Raw genomic sequence first — 19,964 nt, forward strand, 5'->3', positions numbered from 1 at the left:
CCGTGATCTCCCCGGAGACGAGTTCTTGGTTGACTCCGTCGCTGCCGTTCCCGCTTGCGCTTCTCCGACAGCTTGACACCTGCAACGGGTGCCAGGACCACACGGTTTTGCCGTACGCCCGTCCGCGCCGTCGTCTCAGCGCAAACCAGCGTCCACCGCAACCCGTCCAACGTCCGTGACGACGGCCGACGCCCTTCTGAGTAGGACGGGATGGCGGGAATATGCCTCTGATTTGCATTCTGGTAAACAGAAATATTTTTAATTTTAGGGCTTGACATGGATTCTGCAAATCAGAAGTGTTCTGCGAACGTGATGAGCATCACAGCTCCACAACAACCCACCGCCTATTCCATCCGGACTACGCTTTTAGGAGTTGTCCGTCCTCTTGGACTGCGACAGACGCGAAGCGTTTGCGCGAGAGATAAACATCCGTTCATCAACCTTGCCGGTTCATCCTGAAACAATCATTCGGGAAAAAGTGGAACATGCGCGCGCACCGCGCATTGATTGCCGATAGCCAGGAGGAGAAACACGATGTTCAAGAAATCCCTGATCGTCGCGGCGTCGCTCGCGTTGGCTTCGTCCGCCTTTGCGCAATCCGGAACCAAATCACCTGGAGCATCGGATAGCTCACCGGGCCATCAGATGCAGGGCGCCAAGAAATCAACGGCTCCGGGTGCGTCGGAATACGCGCCGGGTCACAAGATGAAGGCCGCCAAGAAATCGACGGCACCGGGCGCATCGGAACACGCGCCGGGTCAGCAGACCACGGGCAGCGCCACCAAGAAGAAATAGGCTCGCTCGCTAGAGCGACGCGCCGCGGAGGCCCGGCACCCAAAGTGTCGGGCCTTCGTTTTGCGCGCGGCAAGATTTCGCACCTTCGGCCGGAAATCAGCTTCGTCATTCCCCGATGCGCAATTGCGCATCGGGGAATGACGAAGGTCCGCAAGGCGGGTCAGGCTTCCGCCTTCACGCGCTGAGCTGTGTCGAACAGGTCCGCCTGCGCATGAGGCTCTACGGCAGAAAGGTCGTTGACCGGCCCTGCTTTGCCGGCGCCCAAAAACTTGACGCCGTAGGTCTTGCCGCGGCGCCAGACGACTTCGCAGGACTGGTGCTTTGGGCGATCGCGCACCAGCGCCAATCCGAACTTGTCCCTGACGTCGATCGCGACATCGGTCACGATCCTTGCGCCGCCCGGCGATACGTCGAGCACGAAGCATTCACGGTTGGTGAGGCCATCATCCACCGTCATCCAGGCCGGCTGCTTGTGCAGTTGCCGGCGCGGTTCGCGCACCACCTTTGGCTTAAGGGCATCCATCGTCACGGGTGACATCCGTTGGGTCAGACCACCAACTTGAAGGCAGGACCGTAAGGTTCCCTTAGCGCTTTAACGGCGCATTGAATCGAAGTTTATGGATTTGCAGCCGCGCGCCATCGGGGCGGCCGGCATTGTGACGTCGGTCACGGTGGCGGACCGGCCGCTGTGGTTCTTCCATCACCATCGCATGTGGCTTTGCCACCAATCAATGGAGACTGGACATGAACACCGACAATCGCGAACTCAACGCAATCGAGCTCGACGCCGCGAGCGGCGGCATGAAGTGGACGCCCGGCACCAAGAACCCCGACGTGATCGACGCCCGCGGCGGTCAATTGTCGTTCCTCGGCTTGACCTTCACCTTCGACATCAACGGCAAGGTCAGCAGCTACGGCCCGAGGCCGTAACCCGGCGCGGCGCGGCGTGGATGCCCCACGCTGCCGCCGCCTTGAGGAACTGATGTTGCCTTAGGGAGTTTTATTTCCATGACCGAACCATTGCCATTGCTGATGGAAAATTCGATCCAGATCGCCTGGGATTATCTCGAGGGGACCGCCGAACTCGGCGATCCCGAAGTCGCGGCGCGCTTCCTGACGGATGCCGTCGAGACCCTGATCCGGCGCGGCGAAACGCGAAAGCTGATGCTCGCGAACCGGGCGATCGACGCCTACAAGCGGTTCAAGGAAGAGCGCCTGCTGTCGCTGGTCTCCTGAACCCACCTGCCGACAGTAGCCGCATGAGCACCGCGATATGCGGGCTAATGGCTGATCTGGCTTTCCCTGTGTGATTCAGCGCACGGTTGGTTTTCAGAACGACGGCTAGTGTGCCTGCATGACGCGCGATCACCGCGCGTCCTTCGGACACAACGGAGCGGGACAATGACCAACGAAATTCGCGAACTGAACCTGAACGAGCTTGCGTCCGTCAGCGGCGGCACGGATCCCCTGCGCCTTCTGGCTACGGTGTCGCATTTGCAGGCCAGCAACGCGAACGACGCGTTGGCCGGTGCGCTGGCCGGCGCTCTGGGCGGCGCAGGGACAAAAGGCCCGTCGCGCAAGATTGGCTAACAACAAGACATTGAGGGCCGGCCCGGTCTGCTTGACGGGAGGCCTCGCCTCGACGCATCGGCGGACAGGCCCGAGCAAGTAGCCCGCATGAGCAGCCCGATATGCGGGGACCAAGACCCGGATGTCGCGTTGCTCAGCCGGGCTAACCTGCTGCCTCACATTTCCGGCGTTGAGCCGACGCCCGGCCGGGCATCGGCGTTGTCATCAACCATGTCAGCGAAAAATTAGACGAAGGTGCTGCGCTCGCCGCTGGAACCAACGCTTCGATTCAAACTTGAATAAGCGTTCCACGGAGTGCCCAGGCCATGACTGGATTGCCGTTAACCGTGCCCTATGGCGCCGATCAAACGCTGTATCTGGTGATGGATACGTTCGGTCCGAGGGATTTGCAGCTGCAGAATCCGATCGAGCGCCCCGATCTCGATACCGTGATCAACGATCTGATGCTGGCGCGCTTCAACAACCCGGTCGGAATCTACGCCTTCAACACGCTCGAACACTGGACCGCCGACATCTCCAAAAATGTCGCAGAGGAAATTCAGTGCCGCTGTGATATTGAGGGAGCTCCGGTGCCGGCGCATCTCGAAGACTTTATTGCGAACAGCCTGAGCAGCGTTCGGACCCGGAAGCCCTAGATGGATTGGAAGCACCAATGAATTGGGTTTACTGGAATACGTTCTTGTCGCTGGTCGTCAGCTCGATCTGGTTCATGACCATCGTCTCGCATCCCGACTCCGTCGTCGTCGACAGGCATCCCTCCAAGCCGCCCGCGCGTTAAGCGCACGAAATAGGCGCTGCCCAAAAAAGCAGCCGCTTCGCTCCCGCGGAATCCCGGGAGGTTGCGCCTCGACCACCCAGGGGATCGCTGAGCCATTGCGCCCAGCGCGCGGACGCATCCTCGCGCCGCACCGTGCGGGCGAAATAGCGGCCGCTACTGAAACCAGACTTTGCAGGCCGGTTTCGACCGGAAGACTGCAGGCACGCCCCGAACGCCTGACTGCGTTCGAGGATTCCAGGCCGGCAACGCCAAAGCGTCGATGCAGGGAAACGCAATGACACCGTAGTGATACGGAAGACAAATCACCCGCAAATCATTTATGCACGTACCATGGAAATCGCCCTCACCGTCATGCTCGCCTTCGTCGGCATCGCCTCCTGCGCGGTCGTGATGATCAGGATGTGGGGCCCGGAGGCATTGGCTTTCCGAAGAAGGTCGTCGCGGGATACGAAGTAGCTCGCACGCTGGTCAGGCAAATTGCTCGCCGTAGCCCACGGCGGACTTGTCGCCGCCGTAGCTCGCAGAGCGAAGGCGGAAAGAGGTCCGCATGCATTCGATGTTCGTCGCACTCACGCATTTGCTACTCGATGGCACCCGCCGCGAATGCGGGCTGCACCTACCACTCCACCGGTTTACCCGTCGTCTGGCCGGCGGTAACGCCCCCGGTTGTCGCCCCGTCAGGCGGGCCGGCAGGCCAAGGGTTGCGATCGTGACGACAAATGCAGGAGGGAGTTGGTGTGACGGTGAGGCGGACACGCCGAGTGTGGGTAGCTACTTCGTGATTTCTGCTCCGCCCCCTGAAGACAGGTCCGCTTGCGTTTTCTCGCAATACTCAGTCACCTTTGATACCCAAGTATCATAGTAATACCATTGGTTATCAGCCAGTTCGACGCCAAAGCCATTTTTCGGATTCTTCGCATCTAGTTGGCGCCACAGCACAATGTGGGTCGCCATGTTAAACCATTTGAAGCCACGCTTCCGCATCTCGGCAACAATCTGTGCGGGTTTAAATTTTGGCTTCTCTCGCTCTTTGAATATCACCCGTTCGATTTCACCAGCTGTTTCGGTTCCAGCCCGGATGAACTCAACAACCTTATTGGCTTGGCCAGGCCGGTTGCAGGCTTGCTCTACAAAAAGAACATTGAAGGCGTATTTGGTGTCGCCGAGTGTCCGCTCGCTAACTCTATCGTCCAATTTATCGATGATGGATGCAATCTTCGGATCAACACTTTGCGCTGCATACACGAGTTTTGCTTGGTCGTGAGAGAACGATGACATCTGAATTGCGACGCCAAAATCACTATCAATTCTATATTCGCCACCAAATTCACTCGCCAACCAACTAGCAAAGTTGAGGGCCGCAGCCTGCAGCTTGCTCGCCACCTTGAGGTCGATATTTCCGGTGAAACGATGCGCTATCGAATTACGAACTTCTATAAGATAACAAAGATTTTCTTTGACTGGTTTAGCCAGGGGACATTGCTTTGCCTCGAGGCAACTCGTTAGCTCCCAATAGCGTTCAAGCCCATCCTTTGTCAGTTCAACAGTACGGACTCCATTCACCTCCTTGTAATAGCGATAATCCACCGAACGTTTCTTGAAGAAAGCGTGAAATAGGTAGGTCCAAGCAATCACCGAGAGAACGATGAAGGTTTCTGCTCGAAAGTTGATGGCCGGATTGTTGAAAATTTGTATCGCTGCAATCTGCGACTCGCGGGCCTTTAGAATCAGCTCTTCAATCTCACGCTGCTTGCCGGATTTTACAGAATAGGAATACCACCGCTCCCGAAATACTCTGAGTTCTTCTTCACTTGCCATTTCGACGTCACCGAAATGGCTGCCGCTTCTGATTTCGCCAATAACTCGATGATTTATCGAACGACCAGGCCGGCTAAAATAGGGAAGTATTTCTTGGTCATTCATTTCTACAAAATGGATGAACGCTTTTATCAGAGCGATTTCCCAAGTACCCAAAGATTCGCGCGGTGCCACTAACTATTCCTCCGGCTCGCTCCTAAACCCGAGACGCTTTGAGAATGTGCCTTCTCGTTGACAGCGGACGGCGCCAAACTCGTCACATGGCTTTCAACCCAAAGTATTATAGAGTAGTTGTTAGGCACCTCTCACATCGCAACCGCGCTCAACGCTTTGTCGAGTGAAAATCGGTTGGTTGAGCCGTCCTCAAACCTCACGCCGAAACATTTGGTTGTGTACCCTTTGCCTTTTTCATGCATCGGGAAAAAAGCAACTGGCTGCGAACTAAGGGACCAATCGGTCTTCTTACAATACAACTCATAGAGTGAATTTAAGTCTTGGAGATCGCTACCAGCTACTTCGACGCCTAGCGGGGTGTCGTTCAATATCTTCTCGAAATAAGCTTTGCCGGTACTAATGCTATGAAATTGCAGCCCGTTATTGAGATCGATACTCTTGCTGACCATCACGCGTTCCCCATATCTGGCGGATCAAAAGCTCGAAGAGTGTGTTAGCAGAAGGCGTAATCCACCTTTTTATCATCGACGAACGGCGGACCGCTCTGCGCTAATCCGCGCCAAGAGCTACCGCTTCCTGACACACGCATTGACAGCATAAGCACATTGTTCGCCTGCGGTGATCAAGCCACCTGTTGGACCTTGATAGTTGACGGCACTCACGCTGCCCGCTGCAAAGACTAGATTGATTTTGCAGAAACGGCTTGAGGACACTCCGGAGAAGCTCCCGCCGGAGACGGACCCGCTGGCCACCACCGTTCCGTCTCCAGAGTTGTAAGACCACACTTCGGTTTGAGCTTCCGCCGCCTTGCTGGCGGGCGGTCCCATGCATGTCAAAATTTGCTCCTTTGACATCCCGACCAGTTGGGCTCTTGCGTCCTCAGCTACTTGGGCGCGTTGGATCGCGCAGCCGGCCAACGTGACGCTAAGCGCCACGACCCCCAAAATTCGCATTAAGATTATTCCCCAGCCGAATTCACCCAACCTCAACCATTGGTCGAATGCAATAGGAACCGCTAGTGAGCGGGATTCTACGGGGCCTTGGAAACCGTCGCGACGTTGGTCTGATAACTCAATGTGGCCGGGGCGATACGCAAGGCAGGTTGTCGAAACGTAACCCCTTTTTCGCCTCGTAAGCCGCCGATTGCCACACGGCCAGGGAAACCTTCGCTGCCTCGCGCGTTTGTTGGCAGGGGAATACGGAGGACGGCCGATGCGAACCCTGATTCCAGCCATGGCCCTGAGCGGGATGGCGTGCCTCGTGTTGTCGTCGTCAGCCGCATCGCAAACGCCGGCGCAAGGCGCGGATGCGGCGGCCGGCCAACAGGCGTTCAACAATGCGTGCCGGACCTGCCACACGGTCAAGGAGGGCGATAACCGGCAAGGCCCAAATCTGCATCGAATTATGGGACGGAAGGCAGGATCGCTGCCCGACTACGGCTATTCCAGCGCCATGAAGGAGGCAGGCTTCGCCTGGGATGCGGACAAGCTCGAGCGTTTCATGGCTAACGCCGATGCGGTCGTGCCCGGCAACACCATGAAGCCGTATGGCGGTCTCGCCTCGGCGGACGACAGGGCAAAGATCATTGCGTACTTGCAGTCGGGCACGGCCGGACAATAACAGGCGGGAGGGGTTGGCCCGCGTCATGGTCGCCAGGCTGGTCAAGCTCACCGGCTATGGCGGGGTTCGGCATGTCCGGGTGTCGCTGGCGCTGGTGCGCGCATTGATGGAAAGGAGTACACAAGACTGACGCGCGCTGGCTGCACGTGTGACCTATCCTGAATACATTGACTTGGATCCATACTGCCTGCGGTCCAAGTGCACCGATGGTGTGCCGACGTTGTGCCGACTTCGAGGAGGCTCCAATGCGCACTTTGGCTTTGACGATTTTGACGATGAGTATGGCCCTAACAGACGGGCAAGCCCGGGCTCAGACATATGGCCCAGGTTTTTACGGTCCCCAGGCTTATGAGAGCGTACCGAGCAGCTACTGCCTGCAAGGGCGCGTATGGGGCTATCCGGGCAATTGCCAATTCTCCAGCTACGCCCAATGCATGGCCACCGCCAACGGGACCGACGCCTATTGCGGGATCAATCCCCACTACGCTTTCGCACTGCAGCGGCGCGGCGACTATCGACCCCGATACTGAGCGGCAGTGAAGCAATGCCGCTGCAGTAGCTGATATCTCGTCGATAGCATCGTTCTCGGGGCGCGCGGACCGCTGACCGGATCATGCGCGCTCATCCGGGCTACGCGCCCTACTCCGCCGCCGCTTCCCGCACATAGCGCGCCGTGGGCGTCCGCATCGTCACGAGTTCTTCGGCCGCGGTCGGGTGCAGCGCGATGGTGGCGTCGAAATCGGCCTTGGTCGCTTTCATCTTCACGGCGATGCCGACGGCCTGCGTGATTTCGGCGGCGGCCTCGCCGACGATGTGGCAGCCGAGCACGCGGTCGCTCGTGCCGTCGACCACGAGCTTCATCAGCACGCGGGTGTCGCGGCCGGACATCGTCGCTTTAATGGGCCGGAAATCGGTCTTGTAGATATCGACGTGGCTGAACTGCGCGCGGGCTTCGGCTTCGGTGAGGCCCACGGTGCCGACTTCGGGCTGCGAGAACACCGCGGTCGGGATGGTGGCGTGATCGACCTGCACCGGGCGCTTGCCGAACACGGTGTCGGCGAAGGCATGGCCCTCACGGATCGCGACCGGCGTCAGGTTGATACGGTGGGTGACGTCGCCGATGGCGTAGATGTTCGGCGTCGACGTTTTCGACCAGGCGTCGACGGCGATGCCGCCGTTCTTCGGATTGATCGCGACACCCGCCGTCTCCAGCCCGAGATTGGCGACGTTGGGATGGCGGCCGATCGCGAACATCACCTGGTCCGAGGCGATGCTCGATCCGCTTGAGAGGTGCGTGGTGAATTCCTTGCCGTGTTTTTCGATTTTCGCGATGGTGCAGCCGGTGATGATGTTGATGCCCTGCTTCTCCATCTCCGCGCGCACATGCTTGCGCACGTCCTCGTCGAAACCGCGAAGGATGTTGTCGCCGCGATAGATTACGGTCACGTCGGCGCCGTAGCCTTTGAAGATGCCGGCGAATTCCAGCGCGATATAGCCGCCGCCCTGGATCACGATGCGCTTTGGCAACTCAGTGAGGTGGAACGCCTCGTCCGAGGAAATCACGTGCTCGATGCCGGGAATCTCGGCGCCGTGGTTGGGCCGGCCGCCGGTCGCGATCAGAATGGTTTGCGCGGTGACGCGCTTGCCGTCGGACAGGCGCAGCGTGTGGGCATCTTCGAGCACCGCGCGGGCCTTCACCACCTGCGCGCCTGTCTTCTCGACGTTGGTCGTGTAGATGCCCTCGAGCCGGGCGATCTCCCTGTCCTTGTTGGCGACCAAAGTGGGCCAGTCGAAGGAAACTTCCGGGATGGTCCAGCCGAAGCCGGCGGCGTCCTCGATCTCGTGACGGACATGCGAGCCGATCACGAACAGTTTTTTCGGCACGCAGCCGCGGATCACGCAGGTGCCGCCCATCCGGTATTCTTCGGCGACCATCACCTTGGCGCCGTAGCCGGCCGCGATGCGCGCGGCGCGGACGCCGCCCGAACCGCCACCGATGACAAACAGATCGACGTCGTATTCAGCCATGGTCAGCCCCTGTCAAATTCCCCCTCGCCCCGCTTGCGGGGTCTAGACGAGCAAAGCTCGCTCTTAGAGGGTTGGGGTGAGGGGCTCCCTCCACGAGCAACATGCGCGTTGAGACCTGTACCCCCTCACCCGGCGCTGCGCGCCGACCTCTCCCCGCAAGCGGGGCGAGGTAACCGAAGATCAGATTTCCTTGCCGCGCTTCCTCATCTCGGTGCGGAACTGGCCGTTGATCACCTCGGCAAAGGACTGCGCCCACTCGTTCATATAGGCCATGCTGCCCGAGATCGCCTTCGGCTCGTTCAGGATCAATTTCTGGCCGAGCGGCGATTTGTAGAACGTCGCCAGATCCTTCAATTCCTGCTCGGTGAACTCGTTGGCGTAGATCTGCGCCATGCCGTCGCCGATTTCCTTCTCGCGGCCGGCCAGATTCTTGGCGACGATCACGGCGACCTCGTTGAGGTCCTTCTGATAATTGAGGTTGGCGCCGAGCAACACGTTCTTGGTCTTATCGACGAGGCCTGGAACGGCGTTGGAATACATCGCGCTCGCGTTCTTCATGTTCAGGATTTCCTTGGCCGCGGCGATGGCGCCAGGCGACGCGGGCTTGCCGGGTATGGCCAGGGTGGGCGCAGGGGCATTTTTCTGCTGCGCCATGGCTGGCGCTCCGATCAGCGCCAGCGCCACCGCGAGACCCGCAGCCGACAAACTTCCGGAAAGACTCTTCATTCCAATTCTCCTCAAAGATTCGGCGCTATCGCCGTTCAACTACGCGAATTCCCTGTGCGCCGGCCAGCACGGCCGTGCGGGCCAGGCCAATGAACAGGCCGTGTTCGACGACGCCCGGGATCACGCTCAACAAGCCTGCCAGGCGCGGCGCATCCGGTATTTTCCCAAGATGGGCATCCACAATCCAGTGGCCGCCATCGGTGACAAAAACGTGGCCGTCTTTGGCCTTCCGGACCTCCATTTGCCCGGAAACGCCGCTTTGCGCAAATGCTGACACGATCGCCCGCTGCGTTGCGGCGAGCCCGAACGGGATCACCTCGACAGGCAGGGGGAAGCGGCCGAGAACATCGACCCATTTGGTGTCGTCGGCGATCACGATCATGCGATCGGAGGCGGCCGCCACGATCTTCTCCCGTAGCAGCGCACCGCCGCCGCCCTTGATGAGATTGAGCGCGCCGTCGCACTCGTCGGCGCCGTCGACGGTGAGATCGAGGTGGTCGATCTCGTCGAGCGTGGTCAGCGGCACGCCGCAGGCCTGCGCCTGTGCGCGGGTCGCCTCGGAGGTCGGCACGCCGATCACGCGCATGCCCTTCGCGACCTTCTCGCCGAGCAGTTCGACGAAGTGCTTGGCGGTCGAGCCGGTGCCAAGCCCGAGCTTCATGCCGTCCTGTACATGCTCCAGCGCGCGCGCCGCCGCCTGCCGTTTCAATGCGTCCATGTCCACGTGGATATGCCCTTTGAAAATCCGCCGGTCTGGCGGCGCATATCTAGCGTCGTTTGGGCGGCAGGAATAGCGCTAACGAGGCCAAATCGGGCCTATCGAGCCCTTGCATCATCACGCCCGGGCCGGTAGCGAATGCCAAATGACACCTCCCCGCACCCTCGTATTCGATCTCGACGGCACGCTGGTCGATACCGCACCGGATCTGATCAGCGCGCTCAATTTCGTGCTTCATCGCGAGGGCCTCGCCCCCGTGCCGCTGGCCCGCGCGCGCAACATGATCGGCGCCGGCGCGCGCAAGCTGATCGAGCGCGGCCTCGAACTCGAGGGCCGCACCATGAGCGTGGACGACGTCAACCGCCTGACCAGGGATTTCGTCGAATATTACGCCGCCCACATCGCCGATGAATCACGCCCCTTCGAGGGGCTGGAAGCGGCGCTGGATGAACTGGAAGGACAAGGCTTTCGCTTTGCGGTCTGCACCAACAAGCTGGAATGGCTTTCGAAACTGCTGCTCGACAAGCTCGACCTCAGCAAGCGGTTCGCCGCGATCTGCGGCGCGGACACTTTTGGCGTCTCAAAGCCCGATCCGGTGATCCTGCAGCAGACGCTGGCCCGTGCCGGCACGCAGCTCGAGGGCGCCATCATGGTCGGCGATGCCGGTCCCGATATCGGCGTGGCCCGGCGCGCGGGCATTCCGGTGATCGGGGTCGAATTCGGCTACACCGACGTGCCGATTGCCGAGTTGAAGCCGGACCGGCTGATCGGCCATTTTCGCGAACTGCCCGCGGCCGTGAACAGTCTTAGCGGGGCCGCGACGGCCTCCTAACATGCTGATTTATATATCATATCCGAATCGCTACGGAGCGACATTAACCATCCTTTAGCGAATCTGCACGCCGCGGTTGCGGCCCTCTTCTCACGCTCCTATGGTCCGGATCGGGGATTGTGGCTGATCGCCGCAGGTGAGTGATGATCATAGGTCGTGTGTTCGCGATTGCCGTCGCCGGAGCCTCTCTGGCCGGCTGTTCCTCGTTTTCCATGGATTCCTTCAAGCCGACGCCGCCGCCGATCCAGGTCCAGCTGGAGTCGGTGCCACCAGGGGCGGATGCCACCACCTCGGTCGGACCGGGCTGCAAGACCCCCTGCTCGGTTGCGGTCGCCGCCCCCGATTCCGGCTTTACGGTCACCTTCGCGATGCCGAGGTTCCAGCCGGTCACGGTTCCCGTTCAGATGATTCGCGACCCCGGCGACTACGTAACGCCGGCCTCCACCACGATCGATCCCAACCCCGTGGTCGCCGAGCTGAAGCCCGCGGGGCCGCCGCCGCGCAAAAAACCGATGCGGCCGAAGAAAAAGCCGAAGCCTGCGGCAGCCGCGCCCGCCGCCGCCTCGCCGTCCCCGAGCCCCGCCGCGCCGGCGGCGCAGCCGGCCCGCTGATCGGCATCGCACCCGAAAGCTGCGGATTGTAGCCGTCCTGCTTCGTGCCTATATCCCGGCTCTGATTGAAGATCAGAACCGGGATATAAGTCTTTCGTTTGACGCGCTTTCTTCACGCCAACCGGTATCCACGTCGCTCGAAAGCGCTATAGAATGATGGGCGACAGACGTTGCGGCGGTTCCGCCGCACGCGGCGCGCAGGCAGGGTTTGCAAGGCAGTTTGGATGAGCGGATTGTCGACTTCTCCCGATCAGCTGTTTTCTCCGATGACCGATCCGTTCGGGCGGAGCATCCGCTATCTGCGGGTCTCCGTCACCGATCGGTGCGACCTGCGCTGCTTCTATTGCATGTCCGAGGACATGACGTTCCTGCCGAAGGCCGATTTGCTGACGCTGGAAGAGCTTGACCGGCTGTGCTCGGCCTTCGTCGCCAAGGGCGTGCGCAAAATCCGTCTCACCGGCGGCGAACCGCTGGTCCGGCGCAACGTGATGTCGCTGGTACGCTCACTGTCGCGGCATCTTTCGAGCGGCGCGCTCGATGAGTTGACGCTGACCACCAATGGCTCGCAGCTGGCGCGCTTTGCCGGCGAGTTGCGCGACGCCGGCGTGCGGCGGATCAACGTCTCGCTGGACACGCTCGATCCCGCCAAATTCCGCGCCATCACGCGCTGGGGCGACATCGACAAGGTGCTCGCCGGCATTGAAGCGGCGCGCGCGGCGGGCCTTGCGGTGAAGATCAACGCGGTGGCGCTCAAGAACATGAACGAGGAGGAGATCCCCTCGCTGATGCAATGGGCGCACGAAAAGGGCATGGCGCTGACGCTGATCGAAGTGATGCCGATGGGCGATATCGGCGAAGGCCGGATCGATCAGTACGTGCCGCTGTCATTGTTGCGCGCGCGTCTCGCCCAGCACTACACGCTTGATGACCTCGACGACGACACCGGCGGCCCTGCCCGCTATGTCCGCGTCAGCGAGACCGGAGGCAAGCTCGGCTTCATCACGCCGATGACCCATAATTTCTGCGAGTCCTGTAACCGGGTACGGATCACCTGCACCGGCACGCTGCACACCTGCCTCGGTCACGAGGATGCCTCCGATTTGCGCAAACCCTTGCGGGCATCTGCCGACAACGACCTGCTCGCCGCCGCGATCGATCGCGCCATCGGCCTGAAGCCGAAGGGCCACGACTTCATCATCGACCGCCGCCATAACCGCCCAAGCGTCAGCCGCCACATGAGCGTCACCGGCGGTTGAAATTTCAGCGTGTATTTCAGCCGTCCGGCGCAACGAAGCGCGTCCTCCCCGCGCAACTGATAGCCCGCGTCAATTTGTCCATTTTCCGATTGACGCCGCTGCAACGCACTGAAATGGTGCGGCTGCTTTACGCCAGCACGGCCGGATGGGCCGCTGTTTCCCAATGGAACAGCCAAGACGGCGGAAGCGTGCGAACGGGGGAGGACTATCGTTGCAATCGCTCCAGCGAATGAGCTGCGAACCTGCGCGTTTTTCGCGCCGGAACGAAGCTGCGCGTTTGCCGCGCGGCAGCGGCTCTGCGCGCCTGACGCGGGGTGGCGACGCAATATCAATGAAGAAATCCGGCGCATGTCGATGACGTGCCCGAGGAGAACGTAATGCGTCCATTGTTGGCAATCAGTAACGGCATCGACTGGATCAACGAACAACTGGGCGGCATCTGCAATTGGCTCGTGCTCGCCGCCTGCGTGGTCAGCGCCGCCAACGCGATGATCCGCTACGCGTTCGGCTACAGCTCCAACAGCTGGCTCGAATTGCAGTGGTACATGTTCGCCGTCTTCGTGATGTTCGGCGCCTCCTATACCTTCAAGAAGAACGAGCATGTTCGCGTCGAACTTCTTTATCTCATGCTGTCCGAGCGCGGACAGCTCTGGCTCGACATGATCGGAACGCTGTTTTTCCTGATCCCGTCCTGCCTGCTGCTGGCCTATCTGTCGTGGCCTTTCTTCATGCAATCCTACGCCGTCAGCGAGATTTCGAGCAATGCCGGCGGCCTGGTGCGCTGGCCGATCAAGGCCGTCGTTCCCGTGGGCTTCGTTTTTCTCGCTCTGCAAGGACTCTCCGAAGTGATCAAGCGTATCGCGGCGTTGAAGGGCTATGTGATGATCGACGCCAAATACGAGAGGCCGGTGCAATGATTACGCTGGAAATGATGCCGCCGCTGATGTTCGGCGGCTTGATTCTGGCCATGCTGATCGGCTTCCCGGTGGCCTTCACGCTGGCCGCGCTCGGGCTGTCGTTCGGCTTCCTGTCGATCTATCTCGGCTTCTTCGACATGAACTTCCTGCAGGCCATTCCGGGCCGCATCTTCGGCAGCGTGCTCTCCAACGAATTGCTGCTGGCGATCCCGTTCTTCACCTTCATGGGCTCGATCCTGGAACGGTGCGGGCTTGCGGAAGACATGCTGGACTCGATGGGCCAGCTGTTCGGACCGATCCGCGGCGGCCTCGGCTATTCCGTCATCATCGTCGGCTTCATCCTCGGCGCGATCACCGGCACGGTGGCGGCGCAGGTCATCGCCATGGCGCTGATCTCGATGCCGGTGATGATGCGCTACGGCTACAACATTCGCTACATCACCGGCGTGCTCGCCGCGTCCGGCACGATCACCCAATTGGTGCCGCCCTCGCTGGTGCTGATCGTGATGGCCGACCAGCTCGGCAAGTCGGTCGGCGACATGTATCTCGGCGCCTGGGGGCCATCAATCCTCCAGATCGCCCTGTTCGCCGGCTATACGTTCATGCTCGGCCTCATCAAACCGGATCACGTCCCTCCGGTTCCGAGAGACGCGCTCACGCTGACGGGTTGGCCGCTCTGGAAGAAATGCCTGATGGGCATCATACCGTCGGCCGTTCTGATCTTCGTGGTGCTGGGTACCATGATGCTCGGCCTCGCAACGCCGACCGAAGCCGGCGCGATGGGCGCCATCGGCGCCATCGTGCTCGCCGCGATCCACCACAAGGATCTGAGCAGCAAGGGGCACAAGATGCTCCTCATCGGCATCGCCGCCACCGGTGTCGCCGTGATCGTCGGCATGCTGCTCGGTGAAGGCAAGGTATTGAAACTCACCTTCGCGGTGGTCTATCTCGCCGTCGTCTGGCTCTGCCTCGAAGCCGTCCGTATCCCCGACCTGCGCGGCCTGATCAAGCAGGGCTACGAGTCGACGATGCGCCTCTCCACCATGGTGGTGTTCATCCTGATCGGCTCGACCTGCTTCTCGGTGGTGTTCCTCGGCGTCTCCGGCGGCGTCTGGCTCGAGCATCATCTGACCTCGATCCCCGGCGGCGTCTGGGGCTTCCTGATCTTCATCAACCTCTTCATCTTCTTCCTGGCGTTCTTCCTCGACTTCTTCGAGATCGCCTTCATCATCCTGCCGATGGTGGCGCCGATCGCGCAGAAGGTATTGGCGCCGGTCGTGGGGCCCGATGCGGCGCTGATCTGGTTCGGTGTCATGCTGTGCGTCAACATGCAGACGTCGTTCCTGCATCCGCCGTTCGGATTTGCGCTGTTCTATTTGCGCGGCGTCGCGCCCAAGGAAGTAAAGAGCTCCGACATCTACTGGGGTGCCCTGCCCTGGATCGGCCTGCAGGCGATCATGGTGGCGATCGTGATCGCCTTCCCGATCGTGGTGACCGTGTTCCTCGACAAGCCGCTCGACGTCGATCTCAGCAAGGTCAGGATCGAGGTGCCGCAGATCGAGTTGCCACCACTGGATTTCGGCCAGCCTAAACAATAGCGGGCGCGCTTCCCGCCGAGATCCCTGCCAAGATTCCTGTAACGAAAAACCCCGGAGCTTTCGCTCCGGGGTTTTTGTTTGTCAAAGCTGCTGCTTGTTTGGCGATCAACCCTGCGGGTTGCGCGCCATGAAGCTGTCGTAGCCGAGTTCGGCGACCTGGAACCACTGGTAGCCGTTGCTGGTGAAGCCGTTCAGCGAGTCCAGAACCTTCTTGAAGTTCGGGTTGGTCGCCGACGTCTCGGCATAAATCTCCTTGGTCGCCTTCAGGCATGCCTGCATGATCGGCGGCGAGAAGCTGTGCAGCTTGGTGCCACCGGCGAGCAGCTTTTTGAGTGACGGCGGATTGAGCTGATCGTACTTCGCCATCATCCAGCTGTTGGCGGACTGCCCTGCCAGCTCGAGCACGGTTTGATAGTATTTCGGCAGCGTGTTCCACTTTTCCAGGTTGACGATGCCGAGCAGCATCGGACCGCCTTCCCACCAACCGGGATAGTAATAATGCGGGGCGACCTTGTTGAAGCCGAGCTTCTCGTCGTCATAGGGGCCGACCCATTCCGCCGCGTCGATCGTGCCTTTTTCGAGCGCGGGATAGATGTCGCCGCCGGCCAGCTGCTGCGGCACGACGCCCAGTTTCTGCATGACGCGGCCGGCGAAGCCGCCGATGCGCATCTTCAGTCCCTTCAGGTCGTCGACGGTGTTGATCTCCTTGCGGAACCAGCCGCCCATCTGGCAGCCGGTATTGCCGGCCAGAAACGACGTGACGTTATAGCTCTTGTAGAACTCGTTCAGCAGCTCCCTGCCGCCGCCCTGCATGTACCAGGCCTGGTTGAGGCGCTGGTTGGGTCCGAACGGCACCGCCGTGCCGAACGCAAATGTCGGGTCCTTGCCGAAGTAATAGTAGGACGCGGTATGTCCCATCTCGACGGTACCGTTCTGCACGGCATCAAGAACCTGTAGACCCGGAACGATTTCACCTCCGGCAAAGGTCTGGAGCTGGAATTTGTTGTCGGTGGCTTCGGCAACCTGCTTGGCCATCACCTCGACCCCGCCCCACAGCGTGTCGAGCGATTTCGGCCAGCTCGCCGTCAGCCGCCATTTGATTTCCGGCATCGATTGCGCGATCGCGGGCGCCGCCAGAGTTGCGGCACCTGCGGCGCCAATACCTGTGACCTTGAGAAAATCTCTTCTTTTCATGGAATCCTGCCCTTGTGGATGTGTGTCCGATAGCCTTCTTGCCGAGGCTTTGGCGGCACCATGGAACATCCGGTTCCCGATTTCCATCCCGAACTGCAGGGCGTAACGCAAAAAGCCCGGCCTCCTCGCGGAGACCGGGCTTGCTTGTGCGACTTAGATCAGCCGCGCGTGCGCGAGCGGATCATGAAGCTGTCGAAGGTGTATTCGGCAACCTGCCACCACAGATACTGGTCGGAGCGGTAGGCCTGCATCGAATCGATCGTCTTCTTGAAGTCGGCATTCTTGGCCGACAGTTCGGCCCACAGCTCGTTGGTCGCCTTCAGGCAGGCTTCCAGCACTTCGTTGGTGAAGGGGCGGAGCTGGGTGCCGCCGGCGACCAGACGCTTCAAGGCTGCCGGATTGAGCATGTCATAGCGTTCGTTCATCCAGCCGTTGGCGTGCGCCGCAGCGTTGGTGAGGATCGCCTGATAGTTCTTCGGCAGCGAATTCCACTTCTCCAGATTGGTGAAGGCGTGGACCATCGGGCCGCCTTCCCAGAAGCCGGGGTAATAATAGAACTTCGCGACCTTCTGGAAGCCGAGCTTTTCGTCGTCATAAGGACCGACCCACTCGGCGGCGTCGATGGTGCCTTTTTCCAGCGCCGGGTAGATGTCGCCGCCGGCGATCTGTTGCGGCACGACGCCGACCTTCTGCAACACCTGACCGGCGATACCGCCGATGCGGAATTTGAGGCCCGACAGATCGGCGACCGTCTTGATCTCCTTGCGGAACCAGCCGCCCATCTGGGTGCCGGTGTTGCCGCAAGGGAAACCGATCACGCCGAACTTCTTGAAGAACTCGTTGCCGAGTTCCCCACCGCCACCCTGCGACCACCAGGAGTTCTGCTGGCGTGCGTTCAGGCCGAACGGGACCGACGCATAGATCGCAAAGGTCGGATCCTTGCCGACGTAATAATAGGAGACGGTGTGGCACATCTCGACCGTGCCGTTGGAAGTGGCGTCGAGCGCCTGCAGACCGGGAACGACCTCGCCCGCGGCGAAGACCTGGATCTGGAATTTGTTGTCGGTCATTTCGGCGACATATTTCGACAGCTGGTCAGCACCGCCGTAAATCGTGTCGAGCGACTTCGGGAAGCTCGACGTCAAGCGCCATTTGATTTCAGGCGAGGATTGCGCGATCGCCGGCGAGGCAACGGCGGTCGCGGCAGCACCGGCCGCTGAAACTTTCAAAAAATCACGACGCTTCATTCAGGCATCTCCTTAAAGGCGGGGGCGTTTCCCAATTTCCGCGAGCGATCCTCCGGCGGGGCGAATTCCACGTCATCCGGGGCGCTCTGGCGGGGGCGCTTTAACATGGAAGTTGGCTAACGAAAACGCGACAAAGGCATGACTGCACTGATTAAACGAAAGTCTCAGGCAAGCAGAATAAGGCCCTCAGGCGGCTGCATTTGCGCCCTGAAGCTGGTCGCGGACCTTGGTACCGATTTCGCGGTAGATGGCGGCGTGCGGACCGTCCGGCTCGCTCGCCACCACAGGGTTACCGGAGTCCGAGGTGGTGCGAATCGACATGTGCAGCGGGATCTCCCCCAAAAACGGCACACCCAGCCGCTCGGCCTCGTGCCGCGCCCCGCCATGACCGAAAATGTCCGACCGGGTGCCGCAATGCGGGCACTGGAAATAGCTCATGTTCTCGACGATGCCGAGCACGGGCACGTTGACCTTCTTGAACATGGCAAGGCCGCGCCGCGCGTCGATCAAGGAGAGATCCTGCGGGGTCGAGATGATGACCGCCCCCTTCAGCGGCACGTTCTGCGCCAGGGTCAGTTGCGCGTCGCCGGTGCCGGGCGGCATGTCGACGACGAGAATGTCGAGCGTGCCCCATGCCACGTCGCGCAGCATCTGGGTGATCGCCGACATCACCATCGGTCCGCGCCAGATCATCGCGGTCTCTTCCTCGACCAGGAAGCCGATCGACATGATGGAGAGACCGAAGCGTTCGATCGGAATCATTTTCCGATCGTCGTTCAGTTTCGGCTTCTCGTGAATGCCGGTCAGCCGCGGCACCGAGGGGCCGTAAATATCGGCATCCAGCAGGCCGACGCGCAGGCCGAGATCGCGCAGGCCGAGCGCAAGATTGAGCGCCGTGGTCGACTTGCCGACGCCGCCTTTGCCCGAGGCCACCGCGATCACGGCCGCAACGCCCGGAATTTCGGCTTGCCTGGACATCGGCGACGCCGGGCTTTGCGGCGGCTTATGCGCCGATACCGGCTGCACGCCGTGGGCGTGGCGATGCTGATGCGGTGGCGGTGGCGGCGAAGACGCCGCGCCTGATGACGGCGAAGCCGCACCGGGCTTGCGCTCGGCGGTTAGCGCGATCATCGCCACGCTGACACCAGGAATGGCGCGAACCGCGGCTTCCGCCTGCGCCCGCACGCTTTCCCATGCGCGGGCCTCCGCGGCGTCGACATTGATGGAGAAGAACACCTTGCCGTCGGTGGCCGTGATCGCCGACAGCACATTGGCATTGGTCAAGGCGACGCCGCGCGGCGAAGCCACCTTGGCCAAGGCATCGAGAACCTGTTGCTGCGTTACGCTCACCGCACGTCTCCTGGAGCCTTCGGTTCTGATGAACATCAGAACCGGGGCCCTCTTAGAGCGTTGCAGCCCAAAAGGCTACCTTGCTCCGACGTCGTCCCGGCGTTCGGCCGGGGCCACGACCCCGCCCTCCTTGGCGGCCTCATAGTTCAATTCGACCATGACGCCGTTGGGATCCGTGACGAAGATCTGCCAGAGATCGCCGCCGGGAACCTGACGCGAGTCGAATTCCGTTCCTTTGGATTTGAGCCGCTGCTGCATGCCGGCAAAGCCCGTGCTGGCGAAGGCGACGTGATGGACCACGCCGGAGTCAGGCTTTTGGGGCTCGTCGGTCTTGGAAATATCGACCAGGTGCACCACCGCCTTGCCCTCCGAATACATCCACGCGCCGGGGAATGCGAAGTTCGGCCGGGCGCCCTTTTCCAGGCCCAGGATATCCTCGTAAAAACGGACCGTGTCGGCGAGATTCCGGGTCCGGATGTTGAAATGATCGAGCACGCCCACGCTGACGCCCATGCGATCTCACTCCCTTTTTTGTGAGTTGTTTGAACCGGGTGATCCTAGAGCATAATCGGTTCTGATGGAATCATAACCGACTTCTCTAGCCTCTTGTTTTGACGCGTTTTCCTGACGCGAACCGGTGTCCGGTCGCGCCAGCCAAACGAAGGCGTTGCCCTTCATGGCGCAGAGGTTATGGTGCGGCCACCCGCCTCAG

Annotated in this window: 23 protein-coding genes; 13 read left to right on the plus strand and 10 right to left on the minus strand. The window is 60.8% G+C overall.

From position 1 onward, the window contains the following. Window positions 1–534 precede the first annotated feature (534 nt). Entirely contained in the window at window positions 535–795 is a 261-nt protein-coding gene (locus tag JQ600_RS23705; RefSeq protein ID WP_212269462.1) for a hypothetical protein, read from the plus strand. A gap of 160 nt (window positions 796–955) precedes the next feature. Here JQ600_RS23705 and JQ600_RS23710 read toward each other — a convergent pair whose 3' ends face one another. After that, on the minus strand, window positions 956–1,318 hold the full coding sequence (locus JQ600_RS23710; protein WP_249132919.1) for a PilZ domain-containing protein: 363 nt from the start codon (window positions 1,316–1,318) through the stop codon (window positions 956–958). A gap of 221 nt (window positions 1,319–1,539) precedes the next feature. Between JQ600_RS23710 and JQ600_RS23715 the strand changes: the two genes are divergently transcribed. The 5 genes from JQ600_RS23715 to JQ600_RS37270 all read left to right on the plus strand — a co-directional run bounded on the left by JQ600_RS23715 (window position 1,540) and on the right by JQ600_RS37270 (window position 3,163). After that, the gene (locus JQ600_RS23715; protein WP_212269460.1) at window positions 1,540–1,725 is read left to right on the plus strand and encodes a hypothetical protein; all 186 of its coding nucleotides are present in this window, start codon (window positions 1,540–1,542) and stop codon (window positions 1,723–1,725) included. Window positions 1,726–1,803: 78 nt separating this feature from the next. After that, complete coding sequence (locus tag JQ600_RS23720) at window positions 1,804–2,031, plus strand: hypothetical protein (protein ID WP_212269459.1); 228 nt, start codon at window positions 1,804–1,806, stop codon at window positions 2,029–2,031. A gap of 165 nt (window positions 2,032–2,196) precedes the next feature. Next, window positions 2,197–2,385 (plus strand): Blp family class II bacteriocin, encoded by a 189-nt coding sequence (locus JQ600_RS23725; RefSeq protein WP_212386098.1) that lies wholly within the window; start codon window positions 2,197–2,199, stop codon window positions 2,383–2,385. 305 nt (window positions 2,386–2,690) lie between these two features. Beyond that, window positions 2,691–3,020 (plus strand): hypothetical protein, encoded by a 330-nt coding sequence (locus JQ600_RS23730; protein WP_212386099.1) that lies wholly within the window; start codon window positions 2,691–2,693, stop codon window positions 3,018–3,020. Window positions 3,021–3,037: 17 nt separating this feature from the next. Further along, window positions 3,038–3,163 carry a hypothetical protein gene (locus JQ600_RS37270; RefSeq protein ID WP_283813472.1) on the plus strand — a complete coding sequence of 42 codons (126 nt, stop codon included), beginning with the start codon at window positions 3,038–3,040 and terminating at the stop codon, window positions 3,161–3,163. 771 nt (window positions 3,164–3,934) lie between these two features. Here the strand turns inward: JQ600_RS37270 and JQ600_RS23735 are convergent. Together JQ600_RS23735 and JQ600_RS23740 are read right to left on the minus strand one after the other, a co-directional pair. Next, window positions 3,935–5,155, minus strand: coding sequence for a DUF3644 domain-containing protein (locus JQ600_RS23735; protein ID WP_212490120.1), 1,221 nt, complete (start codon window positions 5,153–5,155; stop codon window positions 3,935–3,937). Between the two features lie 131 nt (window positions 5,156–5,286). After that, a complete protein-coding gene (locus JQ600_RS23740) occupies window positions 5,287–5,604 on the minus strand; it encodes a hypothetical protein (RefSeq protein ID WP_212490121.1) in 318 nt (105 codons plus the stop codon). Between the two features lie 763 nt (window positions 5,605–6,367). Between JQ600_RS23740 and JQ600_RS23745 the strand changes: the two genes are divergently transcribed. Together JQ600_RS23745 and JQ600_RS23750 are read left to right on the plus strand one after the other, a co-directional pair. Further along, window positions 6,368–6,775 (plus strand): cytochrome c family protein, encoded by a 408-nt coding sequence (locus tag JQ600_RS23745; RefSeq protein ID WP_212386101.1) that lies wholly within the window; start codon window positions 6,368–6,370, stop codon window positions 6,773–6,775. A 281-nt stretch (window positions 6,776–7,056) separates the two neighbouring features. Further along, window positions 7,057–7,305: a DUF3551 domain-containing protein gene (locus JQ600_RS23750; RefSeq protein WP_212386204.1), complete on the plus strand. Its 249-nt coding sequence runs from the start codon at window positions 7,057–7,059 to the stop codon at window positions 7,303–7,305. 109 nt (window positions 7,306–7,414) lie between these two features. On the opposite strand, the gene gor is transcribed toward JQ600_RS23750, so the two are convergent. From gor to rpiA, 3 genes are all read right to left on the minus strand, one after another. Beyond that, window positions 7,415–8,803 carry a glutathione-disulfide reductase gene (gor, locus tag JQ600_RS23755; RefSeq protein ID WP_212269454.1) on the minus strand — a complete coding sequence of 463 codons (1,389 nt, stop codon included), beginning with the start codon at window positions 8,801–8,803 and terminating at the stop codon, window positions 7,415–7,417. Window positions 8,804–8,983: 180 nt separating this feature from the next. Continuing rightward, the gene (locus tag JQ600_RS23760; RefSeq protein ID WP_212269453.1) at window positions 8,984–9,529 is read right to left on the minus strand and encodes a DUF2059 domain-containing protein; all 546 of its coding nucleotides are present in this window, start codon (window positions 9,527–9,529) and stop codon (window positions 8,984–8,986) included. Window positions 9,530–9,554: 25 nt separating this feature from the next. After that, a complete protein-coding gene (gene rpiA, locus JQ600_RS23765; protein WP_212386103.1) occupies window positions 9,555–10,253 on the minus strand; it encodes a ribose-5-phosphate isomerase RpiA in 699 nt (232 codons plus the stop codon). A 139-nt stretch (window positions 10,254–10,392) separates the two neighbouring features. Here rpiA and JQ600_RS23770 point away from each other — a divergent pair, with 139 nt between their 5' ends. From JQ600_RS23770 to JQ600_RS23790, 5 genes are all read left to right on the plus strand, one after another. After that, a complete protein-coding gene (locus JQ600_RS23770; protein ID WP_212269451.1) occupies window positions 10,393–11,079 on the plus strand; it encodes an HAD-IA family hydrolase in 687 nt (228 codons plus the stop codon). Window positions 11,080–11,222: 143 nt separating this feature from the next. Further along, window positions 11,223–11,690 carry a hypothetical protein gene (locus JQ600_RS23775; RefSeq protein ID WP_212386104.1) on the plus strand — a complete coding sequence of 156 codons (468 nt, stop codon included), beginning with the start codon at window positions 11,223–11,225 and terminating at the stop codon, window positions 11,688–11,690. Between the two features lie 224 nt (window positions 11,691–11,914). Continuing rightward, a complete protein-coding gene (gene moaA, locus JQ600_RS23780; RefSeq protein ID WP_212386105.1) occupies window positions 11,915–12,946 on the plus strand; it encodes a GTP 3',8-cyclase MoaA in 1,032 nt (343 codons plus the stop codon). Window positions 12,947–13,323: 377 nt separating this feature from the next. Then, window positions 13,324–13,863, plus strand: a complete 540-nt coding sequence (locus tag JQ600_RS23785; protein ID WP_212269448.1) for a TRAP transporter small permease subunit — start codon at window positions 13,324–13,326, stop codon at window positions 13,861–13,863. Beyond that, window positions 13,860–15,461, plus strand: a complete 1,602-nt coding sequence (locus tag JQ600_RS23790; protein ID WP_212386106.1) for a TRAP transporter large permease subunit — start codon at window positions 13,860–13,862, stop codon at window positions 15,459–15,461. The genes JQ600_RS23785 and JQ600_RS23790 overlap by 4 nt, the downstream gene beginning before the upstream one ends. A 105-nt stretch (window positions 15,462–15,566) precedes the next feature. On the opposite strand, the gene JQ600_RS23795 is transcribed toward JQ600_RS23790, so the two are convergent. The 4 genes from JQ600_RS23795 to JQ600_RS23810 all read right to left on the minus strand — a co-directional run bounded on the left by JQ600_RS23795 (window position 15,567) and on the right by JQ600_RS23810 (window position 19,765). Further along, the gene (locus tag JQ600_RS23795) at window positions 15,567–16,655 is read right to left on the minus strand and encodes a TRAP transporter substrate-binding protein (RefSeq protein WP_212269446.1); all 1,089 of its coding nucleotides are present in this window, start codon (window positions 16,653–16,655) and stop codon (window positions 15,567–15,569) included. A 158-nt stretch (window positions 16,656–16,813) separates the two neighbouring features. Beyond that, on the minus strand, window positions 16,814–17,902 hold the full coding sequence (locus tag JQ600_RS23800) for a TRAP transporter substrate-binding protein (RefSeq protein ID WP_192734707.1): 1,089 nt from the start codon (window positions 17,900–17,902) through the stop codon (window positions 16,814–16,816). Window positions 17,903–18,088: 186 nt separating this feature from the next. Next, window positions 18,089–19,252, minus strand: a complete 1,164-nt coding sequence (locus JQ600_RS23805; RefSeq protein ID WP_212386107.1) for an Mrp/NBP35 family ATP-binding protein — start codon at window positions 19,250–19,252, stop codon at window positions 18,089–18,091. 75 nt (window positions 19,253–19,327) lie between these two features. Further along, window positions 19,328–19,765 (minus strand): VOC family protein, encoded by a 438-nt coding sequence (locus JQ600_RS23810; RefSeq protein ID WP_209836065.1) that lies wholly within the window; start codon window positions 19,763–19,765, stop codon window positions 19,328–19,330. Between the last annotated feature and the right edge of the window lie 199 nt (window positions 19,766–19,964).

It is taken from the genome of Bradyrhizobium sp. AUGA SZCCT0176 (assembly GCF_018130145.1).
Taxonomy (GTDB): domain Bacteria; phylum Pseudomonadota; class Alphaproteobacteria; order Rhizobiales; family Xanthobacteraceae; genus Bradyrhizobium.

Coding starts and splice junctions, on each gene's coding strand:
- JQ600_RS23705 (WP_212269462.1), top strand. CDS start 535: ATGTTCAAGAAATCCCTGATCGTCGCGGCGTCGCTCGCGTTGGCTTCG.
- JQ600_RS23710 (WP_249132919.1), bottom strand. CDS start 1,318: ATGGATGCCCTTAAGCCAAAGGTGGTGCGCGAACCGCGCCGGCAACTG.
- JQ600_RS23715 (WP_212269460.1), top strand. CDS start 1,540: ATGAACACCGACAATCGCGAACTCAACGCAATCGAGCTCGACGCCGCG.
- JQ600_RS23720 (WP_212269459.1), top strand. CDS start 1,804: ATGACCGAACCATTGCCATTGCTGATGGAAAATTCGATCCAGATCGCC.
- JQ600_RS23725 (WP_212386098.1), top strand. CDS start 2,197: ATGACCAACGAAATTCGCGAACTGAACCTGAACGAGCTTGCGTCCGTC.
- JQ600_RS23730 (WP_212386099.1), top strand. CDS start 2,691: ATGACTGGATTGCCGTTAACCGTGCCCTATGGCGCCGATCAAACGCTG.
- JQ600_RS37270 (WP_283813472.1), top strand. CDS start 3,038: ATGAATTGGGTTTACTGGAATACGTTCTTGTCGCTGGTCGTCAGCTCG.
- JQ600_RS23740 (WP_212490121.1), bottom strand. CDS start 5,604: ATGGTCAGCAAGAGTATCGATCTCAATAACGGGCTGCAATTTCATAGC.
- JQ600_RS23745 (WP_212386101.1), top strand. CDS start 6,368: ATGCGAACCCTGATTCCAGCCATGGCCCTGAGCGGGATGGCGTGCCTC.
- JQ600_RS23750 (WP_212386204.1), top strand. CDS start 7,057: ATGGCCCTAACAGACGGGCAAGCCCGGGCTCAGACATATGGCCCAGGT.
- gor (WP_212269454.1), bottom strand. CDS start 8,803: ATGGCTGAATACGACGTCGATCTGTTTGTCATCGGTGGCGGTTCGGGC.
- JQ600_RS23760 (WP_212269453.1), bottom strand. CDS start 9,529: ATGAAGAGTCTTTCCGGAAGTTTGTCGGCTGCGGGTCTCGCGGTGGCG.
- JQ600_RS23770 (WP_212269451.1), top strand. CDS start 10,393: ATGACACCTCCCCGCACCCTCGTATTCGATCTCGACGGCACGCTGGTC.
- JQ600_RS23775 (WP_212386104.1), top strand. CDS start 11,223: ATGATCATAGGTCGTGTGTTCGCGATTGCCGTCGCCGGAGCCTCTCTG.
- moaA (WP_212386105.1), top strand. CDS start 11,915: ATGAGCGGATTGTCGACTTCTCCCGATCAGCTGTTTTCTCCGATGACC.
- JQ600_RS23785 (WP_212269448.1), top strand. CDS start 13,324: ATGCGTCCATTGTTGGCAATCAGTAACGGCATCGACTGGATCAACGAA.
- JQ600_RS23790 (WP_212386106.1), top strand. CDS start 13,860: ATGATTACGCTGGAAATGATGCCGCCGCTGATGTTCGGCGGCTTGATT.
- JQ600_RS23795 (WP_212269446.1), bottom strand. CDS start 16,655: ATGAAAAGAAGAGATTTTCTCAAGGTCACAGGTATTGGCGCCGCAGGT.
- JQ600_RS23800 (WP_192734707.1), bottom strand. CDS start 17,902: ATGAAGCGTCGTGATTTTTTGAAAGTTTCAGCGGCCGGTGCTGCCGCG.
- JQ600_RS23810 (WP_209836065.1), bottom strand. CDS start 19,765: ATGGGCGTCAGCGTGGGCGTGCTCGATCATTTCAACATCCGGACCCGG.